10 protein-coding genes are annotated in these 17,403 nt (G+C 66.2%); 5 read left to right on the forward strand and 5 right to left on the reverse strand.

What is annotated here, in order from left to right:
- Positions 1 to 10 precede the first annotated feature (10 nt).
- The gene (locus tag AC07UW_RS08845) at positions 11 to 592 is read left to right on the forward strand and encodes a hypothetical protein (protein WP_495211861.1); all 582 of its coding nucleotides are present in this window, start codon (positions 11 to 13) and stop codon (positions 590 to 592) included.
- A 300-nt stretch (positions 593 to 892) separates the two neighbouring features.
- Positions 893 to 1,762 (forward strand): S1 family peptidase, encoded by an 870-nt coding sequence (locus AC07UW_RS08850; RefSeq protein ID WP_495211862.1) that lies wholly within the window; start codon positions 893 to 895, stop codon positions 1,760 to 1,762.
- 64 nt (positions 1,763 to 1,826) lie between these two features.
- Here the strand turns inward: AC07UW_RS08850 and AC07UW_RS08855 are convergent, their stop codons facing one another.
- From AC07UW_RS08855 to AC07UW_RS08870, 4 genes are all read right to left on the reverse strand, one after another.
- On the reverse strand, positions 1,827 to 2,318 hold the full coding sequence (locus tag AC07UW_RS08855; protein WP_495211863.1) for a hypothetical protein: 492 nt from the start codon (positions 2,316 to 2,318) through the stop codon (positions 1,827 to 1,829).
- A gap of 44 nt (positions 2,319 to 2,362) precedes the next feature.
- Positions 2,363 to 2,599, reverse strand: coding sequence for a hypothetical protein (locus tag AC07UW_RS08860; RefSeq protein ID WP_495211864.1), 237 nt, complete (start codon positions 2,597 to 2,599; stop codon positions 2,363 to 2,365).
- Positions 2,600 to 2,619: 20 nt separating this feature from the next.
- A complete protein-coding gene (locus AC07UW_RS08865; protein WP_495211865.1) occupies positions 2,620 to 11,331 on the reverse strand; it encodes a glycoside hydrolase family 94 protein in 8,712 nt (2,903 codons plus the stop codon).
- A 330-nt stretch (positions 11,332 to 11,661) separates the two neighbouring features.
- Complete coding sequence (locus AC07UW_RS08870) at positions 11,662 to 12,627, reverse strand: AraC family transcriptional regulator (RefSeq protein WP_495211866.1); 966 nt, start codon at positions 12,625 to 12,627, stop codon at positions 11,662 to 11,664.
- A gap of 191 nt (positions 12,628 to 12,818) precedes the next feature.
- Between AC07UW_RS08870 and AC07UW_RS08875 the strand changes: the two genes are divergently transcribed.
- Complete coding sequence (locus tag AC07UW_RS08875; protein ID WP_223495124.1) at positions 12,819 to 13,976, forward strand: MFS transporter; 1,158 nt, start codon at positions 12,819 to 12,821, stop codon at positions 13,974 to 13,976.
- Between the two features lie 143 nt (positions 13,977 to 14,119).
- Here AC07UW_RS08875 and AC07UW_RS08880 read toward each other — a convergent pair whose 3' ends face one another.
- Positions 14,120 to 15,013: a LysR family transcriptional regulator gene (locus tag AC07UW_RS08880; RefSeq protein ID WP_033831116.1), complete on the reverse strand. Its 894-nt coding sequence runs from the start codon at positions 15,011 to 15,013 to the stop codon at positions 14,120 to 14,122.
- A 109-nt stretch (positions 15,014 to 15,122) separates the two neighbouring features.
- On the opposite strand from AC07UW_RS08880, the gene AC07UW_RS08885 reads away from it, so the two are divergent.
- Together AC07UW_RS08885 and AC07UW_RS08890 are read left to right on the forward strand one after the other, a co-directional pair.
- Positions 15,123 to 16,181, forward strand: a complete 1,059-nt coding sequence (locus AC07UW_RS08885; protein WP_495211867.1) for an alpha/beta hydrolase — start codon at positions 15,123 to 15,125, stop codon at positions 16,179 to 16,181.
- Positions 16,178 to 17,380 carry an MFS transporter gene (locus AC07UW_RS08890; RefSeq protein ID WP_495211868.1) on the forward strand — a complete coding sequence of 401 codons (1,203 nt, stop codon included), beginning with the start codon at positions 16,178 to 16,180 and terminating at the stop codon, positions 17,378 to 17,380. The genes AC07UW_RS08885 and AC07UW_RS08890 overlap by 4 nt, the downstream gene beginning before the upstream one ends.
- The last annotated feature ends 23 nt before the right edge of the window (positions 17,381 to 17,403 follow it).

Raw genomic sequence — 17,403 nt, forward strand, 5'->3', positions numbered from 1 at the left:
GCATTGCGCATTGATCACCCTTACGTTGAACAGGATTCTACTGCTCGCAGGCTTGGGGCTTGTCATTGCGCCGAACGCCCCGGCAGCAGAATCGATCCGCAACACCGTTCCCAGGCAGGATGAAATCGATCAGGCGCTGGCGCTCGTGTCCTGCAAGGCGGATCGCACCGCATTCCGGGCGTTGGCCCATCAATTGCGTGACATCGCAACCCGCGGGAAGCCATCGGGTGGCTGGCAGCCGATCGCCGGCAAGGGTGGGGGTTACAGCAATGCACTGGGCGACATGCCCGGCATTGTCGCGGAAATGAAGCTTCCAGCACCGGCTCTGGTCTTCGGTCATCCGTCCACGCGGCTGATACTGTCGCGCAGTTCCGTGGTGGCTGTCTTCGATGCAGCCCTTGCTGCAGACCTCACCAAAGGGCTTTCCCTCGATGGGCCGGGGACGCAGGGCGAACCCGGAGGAATGCGGGTGGTCCAGTCAGCACCCGAAGCCCAGGGCGATGGCATCGAAGTGATGGCACTGGTGGCCCAGCGCATCGAGGCCGACCCGATGCCGATCGCCGTGGCTGGGTTTCTGTACTTCACCCGGTGAAGGGCGCGCCGTTCTCATGGACGGGGCCCTTCCCTGTTCCCGATCTTCGCTCGGGGGCTGTGAACAGAGAGGTTCAAGGGCGCGAACCAATCTGGAAATCCTACGCACGTACGGGCTGTGCGATCCGCCGGAATGCCAGGCTCGCCTTGCGCGGTGAACACTAAACGTCTCGGCGCTTCCCGGCTTCAGGCGTGGTTTCCACCCCTTCGTCGGCCGCCACGGGAATTGGTCGCGCGTCCATCAGCAGTGTCGATGCGTTTGCTAGGCTGGATCGATCGACCACAAGGATGAATGCTTTCGATGAATCGCTGGCTCTTTCTGCTGCTTGCCGCGCTCCCGTTCGCTGCCGGGGCCATCGTCATCCGTGATGATGTCGAAGATGGCAGGTACCGCATCGAACGATCTGACTTCCCGGCGCTGGCGGACATGCCAGGAGAGGGGCACGGCGTTCTCATCGCCCCGCGTTGGGTGCTGACCGCAGCGCATGCAGCGCCGATGGAAGGAATGGGAGCAACGATCGCGATCAATGGCAACGCGTATGGCGTTGAACGCGTATTCCTGCATCCCGGCTACCGGAGGATGCCCGAGGCCCTGGGCAAGGAGGCGATGGCAACAGGAAGTCCTTCCCGGATCCATGCCTTCCTGGCAGCCTCGGATGACATCGCGCTGATCAAGCTTGCCGCGCCGGTGACCGATGCCACGCCCGTGGCGCTGTATCGGGGTTCAGCAGAGGTCACGCGGGTCGCCGTCTTGATAGGGAAGGGCGCCACCGGCAACGGTGCGGTTGGCCAGTTGCCGGATGCGCCGCACCGTACATCCCTGCGGCGGGCCCACAACACGATTACCGGCGGCAATCAGCGGTATCTCTGGTACCGGTTCGATCCGCCGCCGCAGGGCCTGCCGCTTGAGGGCGTACTGGGAAGTGGAGACAGCGGTGGCCCGCTTGTGGTCAACGACCACGGCACCTGGCAATTGGTGGGACTCGGGTCCTGGATCACGGCCGTACCGGAGCATGCCCTTGAAGCGGGTTTCTATGGCCAGATGGTCCACAACGTTCGCGTGTCACGCTACGTCGACTGGATCGAGGCCGTCATGCGGCAGGGGGACGATAGCCTGGCGCCCAGCAAAGCCGGACGCGCCAATGGCTCACTTGAAAATGGGCGCCCGTAACAGGTCCGATCGTGAAATTCCGCACAAACTGATCCGAAGCGGAGCGCGCGCAGATGTGCCGCGCTCAGCGCCCCGCGCATGTCACTGAGGTGGCCCGCGGGGCGGGCACCCGCCACACCTGTTCACCTTCCTCGTCATTGCCCACGTAGAGCGCGATGCGCCCATCCTCCTCGCGGCGAAGCGTGGGACTGAACGTGATGGTGTCCATTTCGCCGCCCTTGCCGACGAAACGCATTTCACCGCCGCAGACAAAGTTCGAACCGGCCTGCTCTCCCAGCGCACCACAGTTCAGTGGCGAGGATTCGGCGCGGACCAACGGCTTTACCCGAGGCTGGATGCGCCCCTGGTCAGCCAGCTCGCAGAAGTAGTCGGCGATGGTGTTGCGCATCTCGGCCTGTGAGGGCATCCATGCGGGGCAGCGGGACGCGTCGTCCTGGCAGCTGCTGGCCGGGGCGGTGGAAGCGGGCTGCGTGGACGGTGCTGCGATCGTCCCGGAAAGCGGCAGCAGGGAAGCTGCGATGGCAAGCAACAGGCGAGTGGAGACGGGCACGCGCATCTCTGGTCAGTTGAGCCCGGCATCGTAACGCAGCGCGCTGGCCTTCACTCTCCTGGCGTCCCCGGCGGCAGGCTGTCATCACGCTCGTACCAGGATGGAAGCTCCAGCGCGTGGCTTTTGAGCATGGCCTGGATGCACGCGTGCGCCTGGCCCCTCTCCGTGTGCTCGCATTGGTCCAGAATCTCCGCAGCCAGCGTTTCGAACTGCGGCCAGAACTGCGCCGGATGGCGCGACCGCGCCAACCAGTGCACCAGCATCTCGGCCAGTGCATCAAGCTGCACCTGTACTTCAGGGCGCACGTTCATCCCGGGGCCGCGCCCAGGTCAAGCGCGACGCGGTAGTGATGGCCGTCGTCGCGCAGCAGGACGCTGAGGTCCGGCTGCAGCACGCCATCCACGTGCAGCGTAGGCTGGTCCTGCGCAGTACGGGTCACCACGAACTCGTAGAAGCTGCGGCCGAAGCGGTAGCTCAGTTCGAATGACGGCCAGTGATCGGGCAGGCACGGTGCCAGCGACAGACGATCGCCCTGCCGACGTATGCCCAGCAGCGATTCGACCAGCAGGCGATACATCCAACCGGCCGAGCCGGTGTACCACGTCCAGCCGCCTCGCCCGACGTGCGGAGGCACGGCGTAGACATCGGCTGCCAGCACATAGGGCTCGACGCGGTAGGTCTGGATCGCCTCCGGGTCCAGGGTGTGACTGAGCGGGTTGATCATGCCGGCCAGCTCCCAGGCACGCACCGCATCGCCCTGCTGTGCGAATGCCATGGCCGCCCACACGGCCGCGTGGGTGTACTGGCCGCCATTCTCGCGCACGCCCGGTACGTAGCCACGAATGTAGCCGGGGTCTTCCGGGGTCTGGTCGAAGGGCGGATCGAGCAGCTGGATCAGCTTGGCGTCCTTTCGCACCAAGTGCGTGTACAGCGAATCCAGCGCCTGCGAGGCACGTTCAGGCGCGGCGACGCCTGACAGCACCGACCAGCTCTGCGAAATCGAATCGATGCGGCATTCTTCGTTCTGTGACGAGCCCAACGGGGCGCCGTTGTCGAACCAGGCGCGGCGATACCATGCCCCGTCCCAGGCATGCTGTTCCAGGTTCTGGCGCAGGCTTTCGGCCTGCTGTTGGCACCACTCTGCACGGGGTGCATCGCCATGCGCGTTGGCCAGCCCGATGAAGCGGCGGAGCGTGTCATGCAGGAAGAAGCCGAGCCACACGCTTTCACCGCGCTGCTGGTCGCCGACGCGGTTCATGCCGTCGTTCCAATCCCCGCTGCCCATCAGTGGCAAGCCGCGCTCGCCGAGCAAGCGGCAACCGCGCTCGAGCGCGAGCACGCAGTGCGCATACAGCGTGCCGCGCTGCGTCGAAGGCGTGGGCATGTCGTAATACCCTTCCTCTTCGGGTGTCACCGCGCGCCCCTCGATGTAGCCGACCACTTCGTCCAGCACGCTGCCGTCGCCGGTAACCTCCAGGTAGCGGCATGCCCCCTGCGGCAGCCAGAGGTAATCGTCCGAACAGCGGGTGCGCACGCCGCGACCTTGCGGAGGGTGCCACCAGTGCATCACATCGCCTTCGGTGAACTGGTGTGCAGCGCATAGCAGCAGGTGCTCGCGGGTCAGGTCCGGGCGAGCGTGCACGAGGGCGAGTGCATCCTGCAGCTGGTCGCGGAAACCGAACGCACCGCCTGATTGATAGTAGCCACTGCGTGCCAGGTAGCGGCAGCCCAGCGTCTGGTAGACCAGCCAACCGTTGGCCAGTGCGTCCAGCGCCGGGTCTGGCGTGCGCACCTGCACCGTGGCCAGCACGTTGCGCCAGTGGATGCGCACCGCGTCCAGCGCGTCGATGGCCTCATGGGCGCCCTGGCGGCTTCGTGCCAACGCCAGCGTTTCCTTGCGGTTGCGCCCGGCGCCAAGGCGGAACGTGGTTTCGCTGCGGTCGCCTGCAGCCAGCAGCAACGGCACCTGGATCGCCGCGCACGGATCCAGGCCGGCACCCAGCCGTGAATCCAGGCGCTCGCGACGCAGCGCCGCCGGAGCGTGCAGGCTGCCGTTGCGGCCGATGAACTCCAGTCGGTCACAGGTCCAGCCGCAGCCATCGGCATCGGTGTCGAAGAAGGCCATCCGGCCGCCGAAGTCGGTGCTGTAGGTGTTGCGCGCCAGCAGCGCGCCACTCTGCGGGTCACGTTCGGTGAGTACGTGCATGCGCGACTTCGCGCGCAGGTCACCCATCACCCATTCAACGTAGCCGATGGCCGACAACCGCCGTGGCCGGCCCGACAGGTTGTGCAGCCGCAGGACCGAGAACTTCAGCGGCGCGGCGACGTCGACGAAGACCCACAACTCGCTGGCGATGCCGTCTTCAACATGCTCGTAGACCGTGTAGCCGAAGCCATGGCGCGTACGGTACGCGCCGGTGCCACGGCGCGGCAGCGGCATCGGCGACCAGACACGACCGGTGTCTTCGTCGCGCACGTAGAAAGCTTCGCCCCCAGTGTCCGACACCGGATCATTGAGCCAGGGCGTCAGGCGGAATTCGTGTGCATTCTCGAACCATGTGTAGCCCGGTGCACTCTCGCTGACGACCGTGCCCAGGCGGGCGTTGGCGATCACGTTGGCCCATGGCGCCGGCGTCGGCGCGCCTTCGCGTACCACCACCACGTACTCGCGGCCGTCCTCGCTGAAACTGCCGGTGCCGTTGTCGAATCGGCCGGTGCCGCGGTAAGGAAGGAAAGGCCACGGGTCGTCCACTTCTTCGTCGTGCTCGGCGCTCGGCGGCAGTCCGGGCTCCGGGCCCAGGTCGGCAACGATGGGCAGCCCAGGCGTCGCCTCCATCGACAGGGCCAGCTCCTGCTGCAGCGCCTGCGGCACCAGGGCCGGGATCCGTCGCGGAGGCAACGGCTGACGCCCCACCTGCGCGACCAACGTACCGTCTTCGTCGCTGATGACCGCCCGTGCCACCGCCTGCAACAGAATGCGGTCCTCGTGGGTCATGTTCTGCACCGGCCGCACGAAAATGCCGCCGGGGCGGTCGAGCAGGCCGGTCTCCGAACTGGCGGCCACCATCCCCAGAATCTGGTCCTGCAGCTCCTGCCGATAGCCGGCCTTGCTGTCGTTCCAGATGACCAGGTCGGTGTTGAGGCCCTTCTGGCGCCAGTAGGCATGCGCCTGCACCAGTTGCCGGACCAGTTCCACGTTGTCCGCGTCGGTGACCTTCAGCAGCACGATGGGCAGGTCGCCGGAGATGGCATGGCCCCACAGCCCGGATTGTCCTCGCTGGTTCTGCTGCAGGACGCCTGCACCGGCGCGCAGCAGCGGACCGGCATACAGCACGTGGCTGGCCAGGCGCTCATACAGCGATGCCTCGGCCTGGCTTGCGTTGATCTGCCGGCGCACCACCTGGCTGTGTGTCCAGGCCAGATCGAAGACGCGGTCGGCCAGGCGGCGATCACGGTATTTGTCCACCAGTGCTTCGCAACCGCCGCGACTGGCGCCGATGCCATACACCATGTCCAGCTGTACGGTCTGCTCGGGCTCAAGCACCACGCGGACGCGGATGGCCACGATCGGGTCCAGCACAGAGCCATCGGTGCCGGACAGGTCGGCATCGGTGGTCAATGCCTGCGGCGTCCGCGGCGTGTTGCCACGGCCCAGGAAGCGCGCACGGTCGGTTTCATAGGAGATCGCCACCACTTCCGCATCGTGCACCGCCACCAGATGGAACATCCACGGCGGCACCTCGTCGTGCGAACGTGGCCGGCGCGTGCACAGCACCGCCTGCTTGGCGGCCAGGATCTCGCTCTGCACGAAGAGGTTGCTGAAGGCCGGGTGCGCATCGTCGGCCGCTGCGGGTGCCAGCACCACTTCGGCATAGGTGGTGATCTCGACCGTGCGCGGGCGACGGCTGCGGTTGGTCAGGCGCAGGCGCCTGAGCTCGATGTCGTCCTCGGCGGAGATGGCGACCTGCAGGTGGCTCTCGCAGCCGCGGCGCACACCGCGGAATTCCGCCTTGGCGTCAGAGAAGATCGCCTCGTAATTGTCCACTGCCACGCAGGTGGGCTGGTAGGCGGCAGACCAGAACTCGCCGCTGTCCACGTCGCGCAGATAGCAGAACGTGCCCCAGGCATCGGTGGTACCGTCCTCGCGCCAGCGGGTAAGTGACAGGTCGCCGTGGCGGCTGTAGCCGCCGCCGGCATGGGTCAGCATGCCGTGGTAGCGACCGTTGGACAGCAGCTGCACTTCCGGGCGCGGGCCACCCGGGTCGCGCAGGACACGCAGGGACGTCTCGTGCTCGGCCAGGGCCGAGTGCTCGCCAAGCGCTTCGACCTCATGGGGATGGAACACGCCCACGCGCGGGATACGTTCCTGCAGCAGCAGCAAGGTCGCCTGGAACTCGACATCGGCAAGGAAGCGGCGCTGCATCGGCTGGTCACGCAACAGGTAATCCAGCGACAGCAGGCCCATGCCCTGGTGGTGGGCCATGAACGAACGCAGCAGGACGTGATCCTGTCCCGGCGGCACCCGGGTGGGCGTGTAGTCGATCGCCTCGTACATGCCGAAACGCCCGCAGAAGCCCAGTTCTTGCAGCGCCTGGAGGTTCTGGCAGGCCGCTTCCGGCGCCACCATCAGCGCCATCATGCTGGCATAGGGCGCGATGACCCGGTCCTGGCCCAGGCCGCGCTTGAGCCCCAATCCGGGCACGCCGAACGCCCGGTACTGGTAGTTCAGGCGGGCATCGACGGCGTTGTAGCCGGACTCGGACACGCCCCATGGCAGGTTCAACGTACGGCCGTAGACGATCTGCGCCTCGACCGCGTGCCGTGCGGTCTGGTCCAGCAACGTGTCCGGATAGCTGGGCATCACCAGCTGCGGCATGAGGTACTCGAACATCGAGCCACTCCATGACAGCAGCGTCGGCGTACCGTTGACCTCGGTGAGCATGCGCCCGAGCGCAAACCAGCTTTCCTGTGCAAGCTGGCCCTGCGCAATGGCAACGAACGCGCCCAGCCGCGCTTCGGAAGCCAGCAGGTCGTAGAAGCTGTTGTCGAGGCGGTGGTCGTCTACGTTGTAGCCGATCGAAAGCAGGTTGCGGGTACGGTAGAACAGGAACCCGTATTCCATCAGCGAGAACTGCCCGGCGCGGTGCGCCAGGTCCTGCAGCTGCTCGATGCGTACGCGCGCGTCCGCGCCGGCCGTACCGGGCAGGGCGGCCAACTGGCGCAGGCTTGGCACCGGTGCATCGACGGCCGCGCTGGCATCGGCAGGGATATCGGCCAGCGAGGCCTGGGCGGCATGGCATTCGGCGGCGAACAGGGCCGGCCAATGCAGCTCACCGTCCTCGGGCGAAGGCGGTGCCGGCCATTGCAGCAGCACGGCGTCGGCCAGACCGGCCAGTTCCTGCAGGCGGGCCAGCAACTGCGCCGTCCCGACGGGACGCTCGACACGCGTAGACGCCAAACGCTGGCGAAGATGATTGAGCGCCTCGACCAGCGACGCATCGTCGGCGCGATGACGCTGCCGCTCCTCTTCCAGCACGCCCAGCGTATCGGCCAGGCCATCGAACGTGTGCGGCGCCAGCACCGGCGCGTCCACCAGCGCGAGCAGGCCTTGGCGCAGGGTAAGCAGGTGGCCGGCAAGGTTGCCGCTGTCGACGGTGGAGACGTAGCGCGGCGGCAGCGGCGCCAGGGTTTCGGTGTCGTACCAGTTGAGGAAGTGGCCGCGATGGCGCGGCAGCTGGTCCAGCGTATCGAACGTGCGGGCGGTACGTTCCGCCACCGCGCCCTGCTGCAGATAGCCGAAATCCCACGCAGACAGATTGGCCAGCAGGGACAGGCCGATGTTGGTCGGCGAGGTCCGCCGCGCGACCACCAGCGCCGGATGCTCCTGGATGTTGTCCGGCGGCAGCCAATGATCCTGCTCGCGCACCCAGGCCTGGAAGAAGGACCAGGTGCGCCGCGCCAGCCGGCCCAGGAACGCCCGTTGCGTGACCGACAACTCGGCCACGCTCGCCGCCGGCGGGCGACCCAGCCACGCCATCAATGCCGGCGCAAAGGTCCACGCCAACAGCAGGGGCAGGGCAATCGGCAGTGCCTGCGGACGCACGCCGGCCACCACAGCCACCAGCGCGAGCGCCAGCAGCGAGGATGGCGCCATCACCCGCCATTCCGCGCCGCGATCGCTACCAAGGCGGCGTTCGACTTCGCTGGAGGGATTCCATTGCAGCAGGTGACGGCGTGTGACGGCCATGCGCCAGAGCGTGCGCAGCACGGCGTCACTGGCCAGCAGTGCTTCGTAGGGCAGGCACGCTATCTGGGTGGACGCGCGCAGCAACGACTGCAACGTACCGCGCCCGACCTTGATGTAATGCGCTTCCAGCGGCGTGTCTTCCGGAACGCTCAGGCCATCACGCAGCATGCCTATCAGCGGCGGCGCGAACCACAGCGCCAGCACCCACGCGGTCCACGCAGCAGGGTTCCGCGCATACAGCCAGCCAGCAAGCAACAACGCAAGGGCAGCAATCGGAACCACGCTCCGGCGCAGGTTGTCCAGCAACTTGCCGCGCGAAAGCAGGCTGAGCCGGTTGCGTTCCCAGCCCGGGCCCGGGCGCGGTGTCCACGGCAACAACCACGGCAGCAGCTGCCAGTCGCCACGGATCCAGCGCGCACGGCGCTTGGCATCGGCGGCGTAGCGCTCGGGATAGTCCTCGTACAGGCGCACATCACTGACCAGGCCTGCGCGTGCATAGCAGCCTTCCAGCAGATCGTGGCTGAGGATGCGGTTCTCGGGCAGGCGGCCCTCCAGCGCATGCTCGAAGGCCTCGACGTCATAGATGCCCTTGCCAACGAACGAGCCTTCGTCGAACAGATCCTGGTAGACGTCGGAAACCATGCGCGTGTACGGATCGATGCCGGGCTCGCTGCCGAACATCCTGGCAAAACGCGAGGTGCGGCGCCGGCCCAGGCTGGTGCCGACGCTGGGCTGCAGGATGCCGTAGCCCTCCACTACGCGTTGCAGCTGCGGATCGAAGCGCGGGCGGTTGAGCGGGTGCGCCAAGGTGGCGACGAACGCGCGTGCCGCATCCCGCGGAAGCTGCGTGTCCGAGTCCAGCGTGATGACGTAACGGACGCCGATCAGGGCCGCCGCGTCTCCGACGATGCGCATGAACGCCGCCGCATCGCCTTGGCGGAGCAGGGCATTGAGCGCGGCCAGCTTGCCGCGCTTGCGCTCGTGGCCCATCCACACACCTTCGCCCGGGTTCCATTGCCTGGGCCGGTGCAGCAGGTAGAAGCGATCGCCTCGCTCGGGCGCGTAACGATGGTTCAATTCCTCGATCCGTGCCACGGCGTGCGCAAGCAGAGCGTCGTCCATCGGCGCCTGTGCTGCTGGCGCGTCGAGAAAATCCGTCAACAACACGAAGCGCAGCTGGGGATCGCGGTTGGCCAGGAAACGCACCTCCAGCGCTTCGACCAGAACGTCGATGCCGTCGACGCTGGACAGCATCGAGGGGACCGCGACCACGGTGGCGCACGCGGCAGGAATGCCTTCGCTGAAATCAAGCTTGGGAAGCGGCCTGGGGGCGACCAGCACCGTCGCGGTCCAGTTCACCAGCACGATGCCGAGTTCACTGAATGCCAGCAGCCCGAGCAGCGCGGCCAGCCAGACAGGTACCGAGCCGCTGCCGGTTGCCAGCAGGCCGCTGGTCGCCAGCACCGCCAGCAGGCCGATCGGCAGCAGGTACAGCGCAAGCGGCACGCGATGCGCCAGTCGCCGTGCCTTGCGGTGGCGCGGTGCTGCCTCGGCCACCGCCGCTACAGTGGTCTGCAGGCCTTCGCCGACCAGCCAGTAGCCCACGTGCGTGCGTGGGCCGTCCGCCGGCGTAGCCGCCCGTGCCAGGTCCAGCGCGATGACCGCAACGCGCTCCTCGGCGATGCGGCTGCCGCGGGCAATCTTCTCCACCACGTGGCGGTAGGCATCGCGGGTGCCGAAATCCATCTGCGCATAGACGGCCATGGGGTCTTCCCGCAGCCGCTGCTCGACCACACTCATGTCTTCGACAAAGGTGCGCCAATCCATGGTGGAGAGGAAGCGCAGGCTGCCGATGCTGTTGCCGATGGAGACCTGGTCGGCCGCCTGCTGCTGCCCCTCGGCGGCAACCAGTTCGTCGATGCGCTGCCCAGCCGCTGCCGCCCACTGTTCCAGCCAGGCGATGGGCATGGCCCACGCGCCGCCGCGCCCCTGCAGCGAGCGCGTCAGCTCGGCGATGAACGCGCCGGTCAGCGGCGGCGCGGATCGCGCCATGTCGGCAACCACCAGGACCACATCGGTAGGGGTATCGGACGCCGCGCGATTGAGGTTGTCAGCCCACTGCGTGGCGAGGCGGCGGTCGGTCCCATCGCGCATCACCCGCGCGGCCATGCGCCGCAGGTTCTCCAGCAGTGCCAGGCGCAGCATGATCGGAACCGCCCACAGTTCGCCCAGGCTCAGCGGCGCGAGCGACTGGTACGAGGCGATGAAGCGGCCCAGCGTATCGGCGTCAATGCGGCCGTCACCGTGCGCGATCGCCTGCATCGACAGCTCATACACCCGTGGCAACCCGGCCGATGGGCCGGAGGCAAGTGAAGGCAACTGGCGGCTGTAGCCGCGCGGCAGGTGGCGTCGCGCGGTCTGGATCTGTTCTTCGACCAGGTAGTAGTTGTCGAGCAGCCATTCCCCGGCCGGGGTCACCGGCCGCTGTTCGCGCACTACGCTGCTCAGCAGCGTGTTGGCGTCTTCCAGCACACGCTCGTTGGCCTGCAGCCGTTCTAGCAGGCGCTCCGGGCTGGGGCGCAACCGCACGCGATGCTGTCGCGCAAGCGCGCGGCCGTACTCCTCCATCTGTTCAACGTTGTACAGCGCGGCACGCAGTGGGCCCTCGGTGGCCTCGATGGCCGGGGCCGAGGCCTGGTGCTCACGCCAGCGCCAACGCACACGACGACGCAGGCGCAGCCAGCGGCCAAAAAGACGACGAAGGTGGGGCATAGGTTACCGATGGGGGCAGGGCGCGTCCTGCATGGTTGCATTGCAGGGGCCGTGGTAACTGTGAAGGCCGGGCCCGGTTGGCGTGCTCGCCGCTCAATGCGGTCTGATCCTGAGGCGACCCGGAGTCAGCAAGGCAAGGGTAGTGCCGGCCGCTGGCCGGCAACGCGCCATCCATCGTGCTCCTCGGCTACGATGGATGCCAGCCTGCCCGGCGCACTGCTGGTCTTCGGGAACGTAGTGCGCATTGATGATGAAGCGCGCTGCAGAGCTGCAGCGGCGATGAACCGCACAGTGCAGTACGGTTGTTCGGAGGCAGGGCGGCAGGTCTTTCTATGTCGAGGCCAAGGCGCGCCCGCGCCGGGTCGCCCCAGGCGAGTGCCCCATAATGCGCTTGTAGGCGCGACTGAAAGCGGCCTGCGACGCGTAGCCGAGACGCTCTGCCACTACCTCGATCGGTAGGCTCTGGTGGGTCAGCCATCGGCTCGCCAATTGCATTCGCAGCTCAGTCACGTACCGCAGGGGTGCGGTTCCAATAACGGTCTGGAACCGATCTGCAAAGACAGAGCGTGAGATGTTGGATTCTGCGGCCAGCGCTTCGACGGTCCAGTCACGCCCGGGGTCTCTGTGCAGGGCAAGCAACGACAGCGATAGACGCGGGTCGCGCATGGCCATGACCAGGCCGGATGCGCCGTCGCAACCGCGCTCGACCCAGTCACGAACGATCATGGCGGCCACTGCATCCGCCAGCCGGGAGAGTATTCCTGCATATCCGATACGTCCGGAGCAGACCTCGCGCTTCATCGCGTCGACCATGGGCAACAGCCCAGGGAACTGCGTGCCGTTGCCATCGGCCAACATCACCGCCGGCATCACCTTGCTCAGCCCTTGCATGCCGCCCAGATCGAACACCATGCAGCCGTGGAAGAGCACTGCGCTCGGCACGGCATGCGTGCTCGGGCATGTGTCTATGCCGCTCACCGCGTCACCCAACGGGGCTGCGTCTATCGTTTCCAGGCACTGGACGGGGTGGTCGTCGCCCGACAGCAACGCGTGTTCTTCTCCGCGGGGAAGAAGCACGACATCCCCGGCAGACAGGCGGTGTTGGCTGCCGTCCGCGCCACGAAGAATGGCAGTGCCCACTGCCAGGTAATGGAAGTAGGCATGGCCTGGCTTCGGAGGAAATCCAAGTCCAAAGGTCGGCCCGGTCTGAATGCGTCGGTATTGAACGCCATGCAGCCGCATGCCGGTCAGCAGCTCGCTGATCAGGTCGGTGGGCTGGGATGGAGCGTGGCGCATGGAGACGACCCGGGGTTTCGATCAAAAATACAGGTCAGGCAATCATAGATCATCCGGGTGTGGCTCCCTAGACTCTCGGCTGCACGATTGCACTGGGATCTTTGATGAGTAATGACGTAGCTGATGCCGCAGACGCACCTGATTCTGTGGCCTGGAGTAGCGGGGAACCTTCTTCGTCGGCATGGGTAGCGGTGTTTTCGCTGGCCATGGGTGTCTTCGGGCTGCTCACCGCCGAATATCTGCCTGCCAGCCTGTTGACGCCGATGGCGGCGGACCTGGCGGTGTCGGAGGCGCTGGCTGGTCAAGCAGTGACGGTGACCGCTGTAGTGGCCCTGTTCGCTGGCCTGCTGGTGCCGCGGCTGACCCGTTCGATAGACCGGCGCCTGGTGCTGTTGAGTTTCACGGGTCTGATGATCCTCTCCAACGCCCTGGTGGCATTGTCGTCCAGCATGGGCGTCCTGCTGGTGATGCGCGTCCTTCTGGGCATCGCGCTGGGCGGTTTCTGGAGCATGGCAGCGGCCGTGGCCATGCGGTTGGTGCCGCCACAGCGCGTGCCTCGCGCACTTTCCATCATCTTCAGCGGCATTGCGGTCGGCACCGTGGTTTCCGTTCCTTTGGGGAGCTATCTCGGAGGTCTGCTGGGCTGGCGCAGCGCTTTCTGGGCTGCGACGGCGGTAGGTGGACTCACGTTCGCGTTCCAGTGGTTCACGCTGCCCCGAATGGCCCCGCGCAAGGCGGCAGTCCCAGAGTCGGTGGTGCGGCTCCTGCGCCGGCCAGGCGTTGCGGTCGGCATGCTGGGCTGCGTTCTGGCGCACACCGGTCAGTACTCGCTCTTTACGTACATCCGCCCCACGTTGGAGAGCCTGGGGCAGATGAGCGCGGATGGCCTGGCGCTGATTCTGCTCGGATTCGGTGTGGCGAATTTCGTTGGCACCCTGCTGGCCGGCTGGCTCATGGAGCGCAGCTTGAAAGTCACGTTGGTGATCATGCCCGCCTTGGTCGGCGCAGCCGCGCTGGGCATGCTCCTGTTGCCGGTGGGCGTTGGCGGGCTGTCGGTCCTGGTCGCGCTCTGGGGCCTGGCCTTCGGTGGCGTGCCCGTGGCCTGGTCGAGCTGGGTTGCACGTGCGGTGCCCGATCAGGCCGAGAGTGCCGGCGGGATGGTGGTCGCTGCTGTGCAGTCTTCCATCGCCGCGGGTGCCGCTTTGGGCGGCCTGGTGTTCGGGTTCGGGGGCATTGTTGCCGTGCTCACCGTTGCTGCGGCGGTGATGCTCATCGCGAGCCTGCTCATTGCGTTCCGTGTCAGGGTGAGTTCGGCGACGTTGTCGGCGGGTCCGGCGTTTCACATCTAGCCGTCATCCGTCCTGAGCGTCCTACTGGGTATCAAGCCGGTGATCGACCGGGTATTTTCGTGCGCTGAAGTACCTGAGGCGTTCAGCCGGCGCGGGCAATGTGGGCCGCGCTGATCTTGTCGGCCCTGGTGTCGCCCCGGACCTCAGGCATCTCGCCTCAGCCAGGCCACCAGCGCCGAAAATGCCGGCGAGGGCTGCCGACGGTTCGGGTAATACAGGTGATAACCGGGGAAAGGCAAGCACCACTTGTCCAGCACGGCAACCAGCCGCCCCTCGGCAATGTGGTCGGCCACCATCGGCTCGGGCGCATACGCCAGGCCCAGTCCATCCAGTGCGGCATTGATGACGTGGATCATGCTGTTGAAGACCAGTGGCCCATCACCGCGCACGGTGAATTCCTTGCCCTTCTCTTCGAACTCCCAGGCATAGATGGCGCCGTTCGGGCGATGCCGGATGTGCACGCAGCGATGTTGCGTGATATCGGCAGGCTTCCTTGGCTTGGCGTGCCTCTCGAAGTAGTCGGGGGATCCAACCACCACCAGGCGCCAATCCGGTCCGACCCTGACCGCGATCATGTCCTTGCTGAGCGCCTCACCCAGCCGGATGCCGGCGTCGAAGCGCTGTTCAACCACATTGGTGAAGCCGTAATCGACGTAGAACTCAAGTGTGATGTCCGGATACTCGGCGAGGAACCCGGCAAGGCGAGGGCGGACGATGGTCTCCATGGAATCGTCCGTACAGGAGATACGAAGAGTTCCGGCCGGGCGGTCGCGCAGATCCCCCAGTGCCTCGACGCTGGCGACGATGGCCTCGAAATGCGGTGCAATGGAGCGCATCAGGCGCTCGCCCGCCTCGGTCAGGGAGACGTTGCGCGTGGTCCGGGCCAGCAGGCGGATGCCCAGGCGCTCTTCCAGCAGCCGCATGGAATGGCTGAGCGCTGAGGGCGTAACACCGAGGCGGACAGCTGCCCTGGTGAAGCTCTGCTCCTGTGCCACCACCAGGAAGGCTTGCAGATCATTGGTCTTCACGCCGTTCATGGGCCAATTGTGAGCGCAACTCAATAATGCATCAACTTTCAGCGGGCTTATCGCGGTAGCGGGCGGCGCCTATCGTGGCGACCTGACTCCCCACTGAGGCCGTCCGTACATGAAACCCACCACGCTGCTGTTGGCACTGATCGCCAGCCATTTCGTTCCGCAGTCGGCCTTGTCCGCCGAGGCGCCGGCGGCCACAAGAACCGCCGGCGCCGACAATTTCTACAGAAGCGCCAGCGTAAAAGGCGAGCGCGTCAGCTTCCTCAACCAGTACCAGATGGAAGTGGTCGGGACGCTGTACCGGCCTCAGGGCCTGACGCGTGGCGGCCGCGCACCCGCCGTGGTGGTCGGACACCCGATGGGCGCAGTGAAGGAGCAGAGCTCACAGCTGTATGCGCAGAAGCTGGCGGAGCAGGGTTTCGTTACGTTGGCGATCGATCTTTCCTTCTGGGGAGAGAGCGCGGGTACCCCGCGGCACCTGGTGTCGCCTGAAATCTATTCGGACGATGTCAGCGCGGCGGTGGACTTCCTGAGCACGCAGTCGTTCGTGGATCCGCAGCGGATTGGTGGCCTGGGCATCTGTGGCAGTGGCAGTTTCATGATCAGCGCAGCCAAGATCGACCCGCGCATCAAGGCAATCGCTACGGTCAGCATGTATGACATGGGGGCCGCCGCGCGCCAAGGGCTGAACCACGCGCAATCGCTGGAGCAGCGCAGGCAGATGATCAAGGCTGCAACGGACCAGCGTCTGGTCGAGTTCAACGGTGGGCCGGCAGTCCATGTACCTGGCACCGTGAACAAGCTCGAGGCCGATACGTCCGAAGTGCAGCGCGAGTTCTTTGATTTCTACCGCACGTCGCGCGGCGCTTACACTGCCGAAGGCGAGCGCAGCGACTTGACCACCCAGCCGCTGTTCAGCAGCTTGGTCAAGTTCGTCAATTTCTACCCCTTCAACGATATCGAGACCATCTCGCCCAGGCCGATGCTGTTCATCTCTGGCGATCACGCACACTCGCGTGAGTTCAGCGAGGACGCGTACCGCAGGGCAGGGCAGCCGAAGGAGCTCTACTGGGTGAGGGGTGCCGGTCATGTAGACCTGTATGACCGCACCGACCTGATTCCCTTCGCAAGGTTGGCGACGTTCTTCCAGCAAGGCCTGGCTGGGAAATGAGCAGCAACGACGCGACGGCCGACCGGGCCAACTGGGGCGGGGTGCTGGCAATGACGCTGTGCGTGTTCGCACTGATCGCCTCTGAATTCATGCCGGTGAGCCTGCTTACGCCCTTGGCGGCTGACCTTGGCGTGAGCGAAGGGCTGGCCGGGTATGGGATTGCCATCTCTGGTGCCTTCGCCGTGCTGACCAGCCTGTCGATCTCCCGGTTGGCCGGGAGCATCAACCGGAAGACAGTGCTGCTGACGCTCACCGCATTGATGGCGGTATCCGGCGTGGTGGTGGCATTGGCTCCCAGCTACCCGATCTACATGATGGGCCGGGCACTGATCGGCGTGGTGATCGGTGGCTTCTGGTCCTTGTCTGCGGCCACGGCCATGCGGCTGGTGCCGGCAGCGCAGGTGCCGCGAGCACTGGCAATCTTCAATGGCGGCAACGCGCTGGCAACGGTAGTGGCTGCCCCCTTGGGCAGCTACCTTGGCGGCGTGATCGGATGGCGTGGGGCATTCCTGTGCCTCCTGCCTGTGGCCGCCATCGCGCTGGCATGGCAGTGGCTGTGTCTTCCTTCCATGGCCGCGGAACGACGGCAATCCCGGGGCGGGGTGCTGGCACTGCTGCGGCGGCGGGTGGTGATGTTGGGAATGGCGGCGTGCGGCATCTTCTTCATGGGGCAGTTTGCCTTGTTCACCTATGTGCGCCCGTTCCTGGAAAAGGTCACGGGTGCAGGGGAATCCGCCGTTCCGCTGGTGCTGCTGGCCATTGGTGCAAGCGGCGTTGAGGGCACGCTCGCGATCGGGGCATTCATCAGGCGTGGTCTCTATCGCACACTGGTGGCCGTCCCGATCCTGATGGCGGTGATTGCCGCGGCGCTCGTGGCGCTGGGGCCTCAACTCTGGCCGACGGCCGTACTGTTTTCGGCATGGGGTCTGCTGGCCACGGCTGCGCCGGTGGGTTGGTGGAGCTGGCTGGCGCGCACGTTCACCAACAACGCTGAAGCGGGCGGCGGGCTGATGGTAGCGGTGGTGCAGTGCTCGATCGCGCTGGGTTCCAGCCTTGGCGGCGTGCTGTTGGACAGTGTTGGTTTCGCCTGCACATTCCTGGCCAGTGCGGGCTTGCTGCTGTTCGCGGCATTGCTCGCCTATGTCACGGCCGCCGATGCTGCGTCCGCATCCGGCTCGGCGGTCGCCGTAGAGGCATGAGGCTGATGAGACGCGCGACGAGG

This window comes from Stenotrophomonas sp. GW821-FHT02D01 (genome assembly GCF_059421765.1).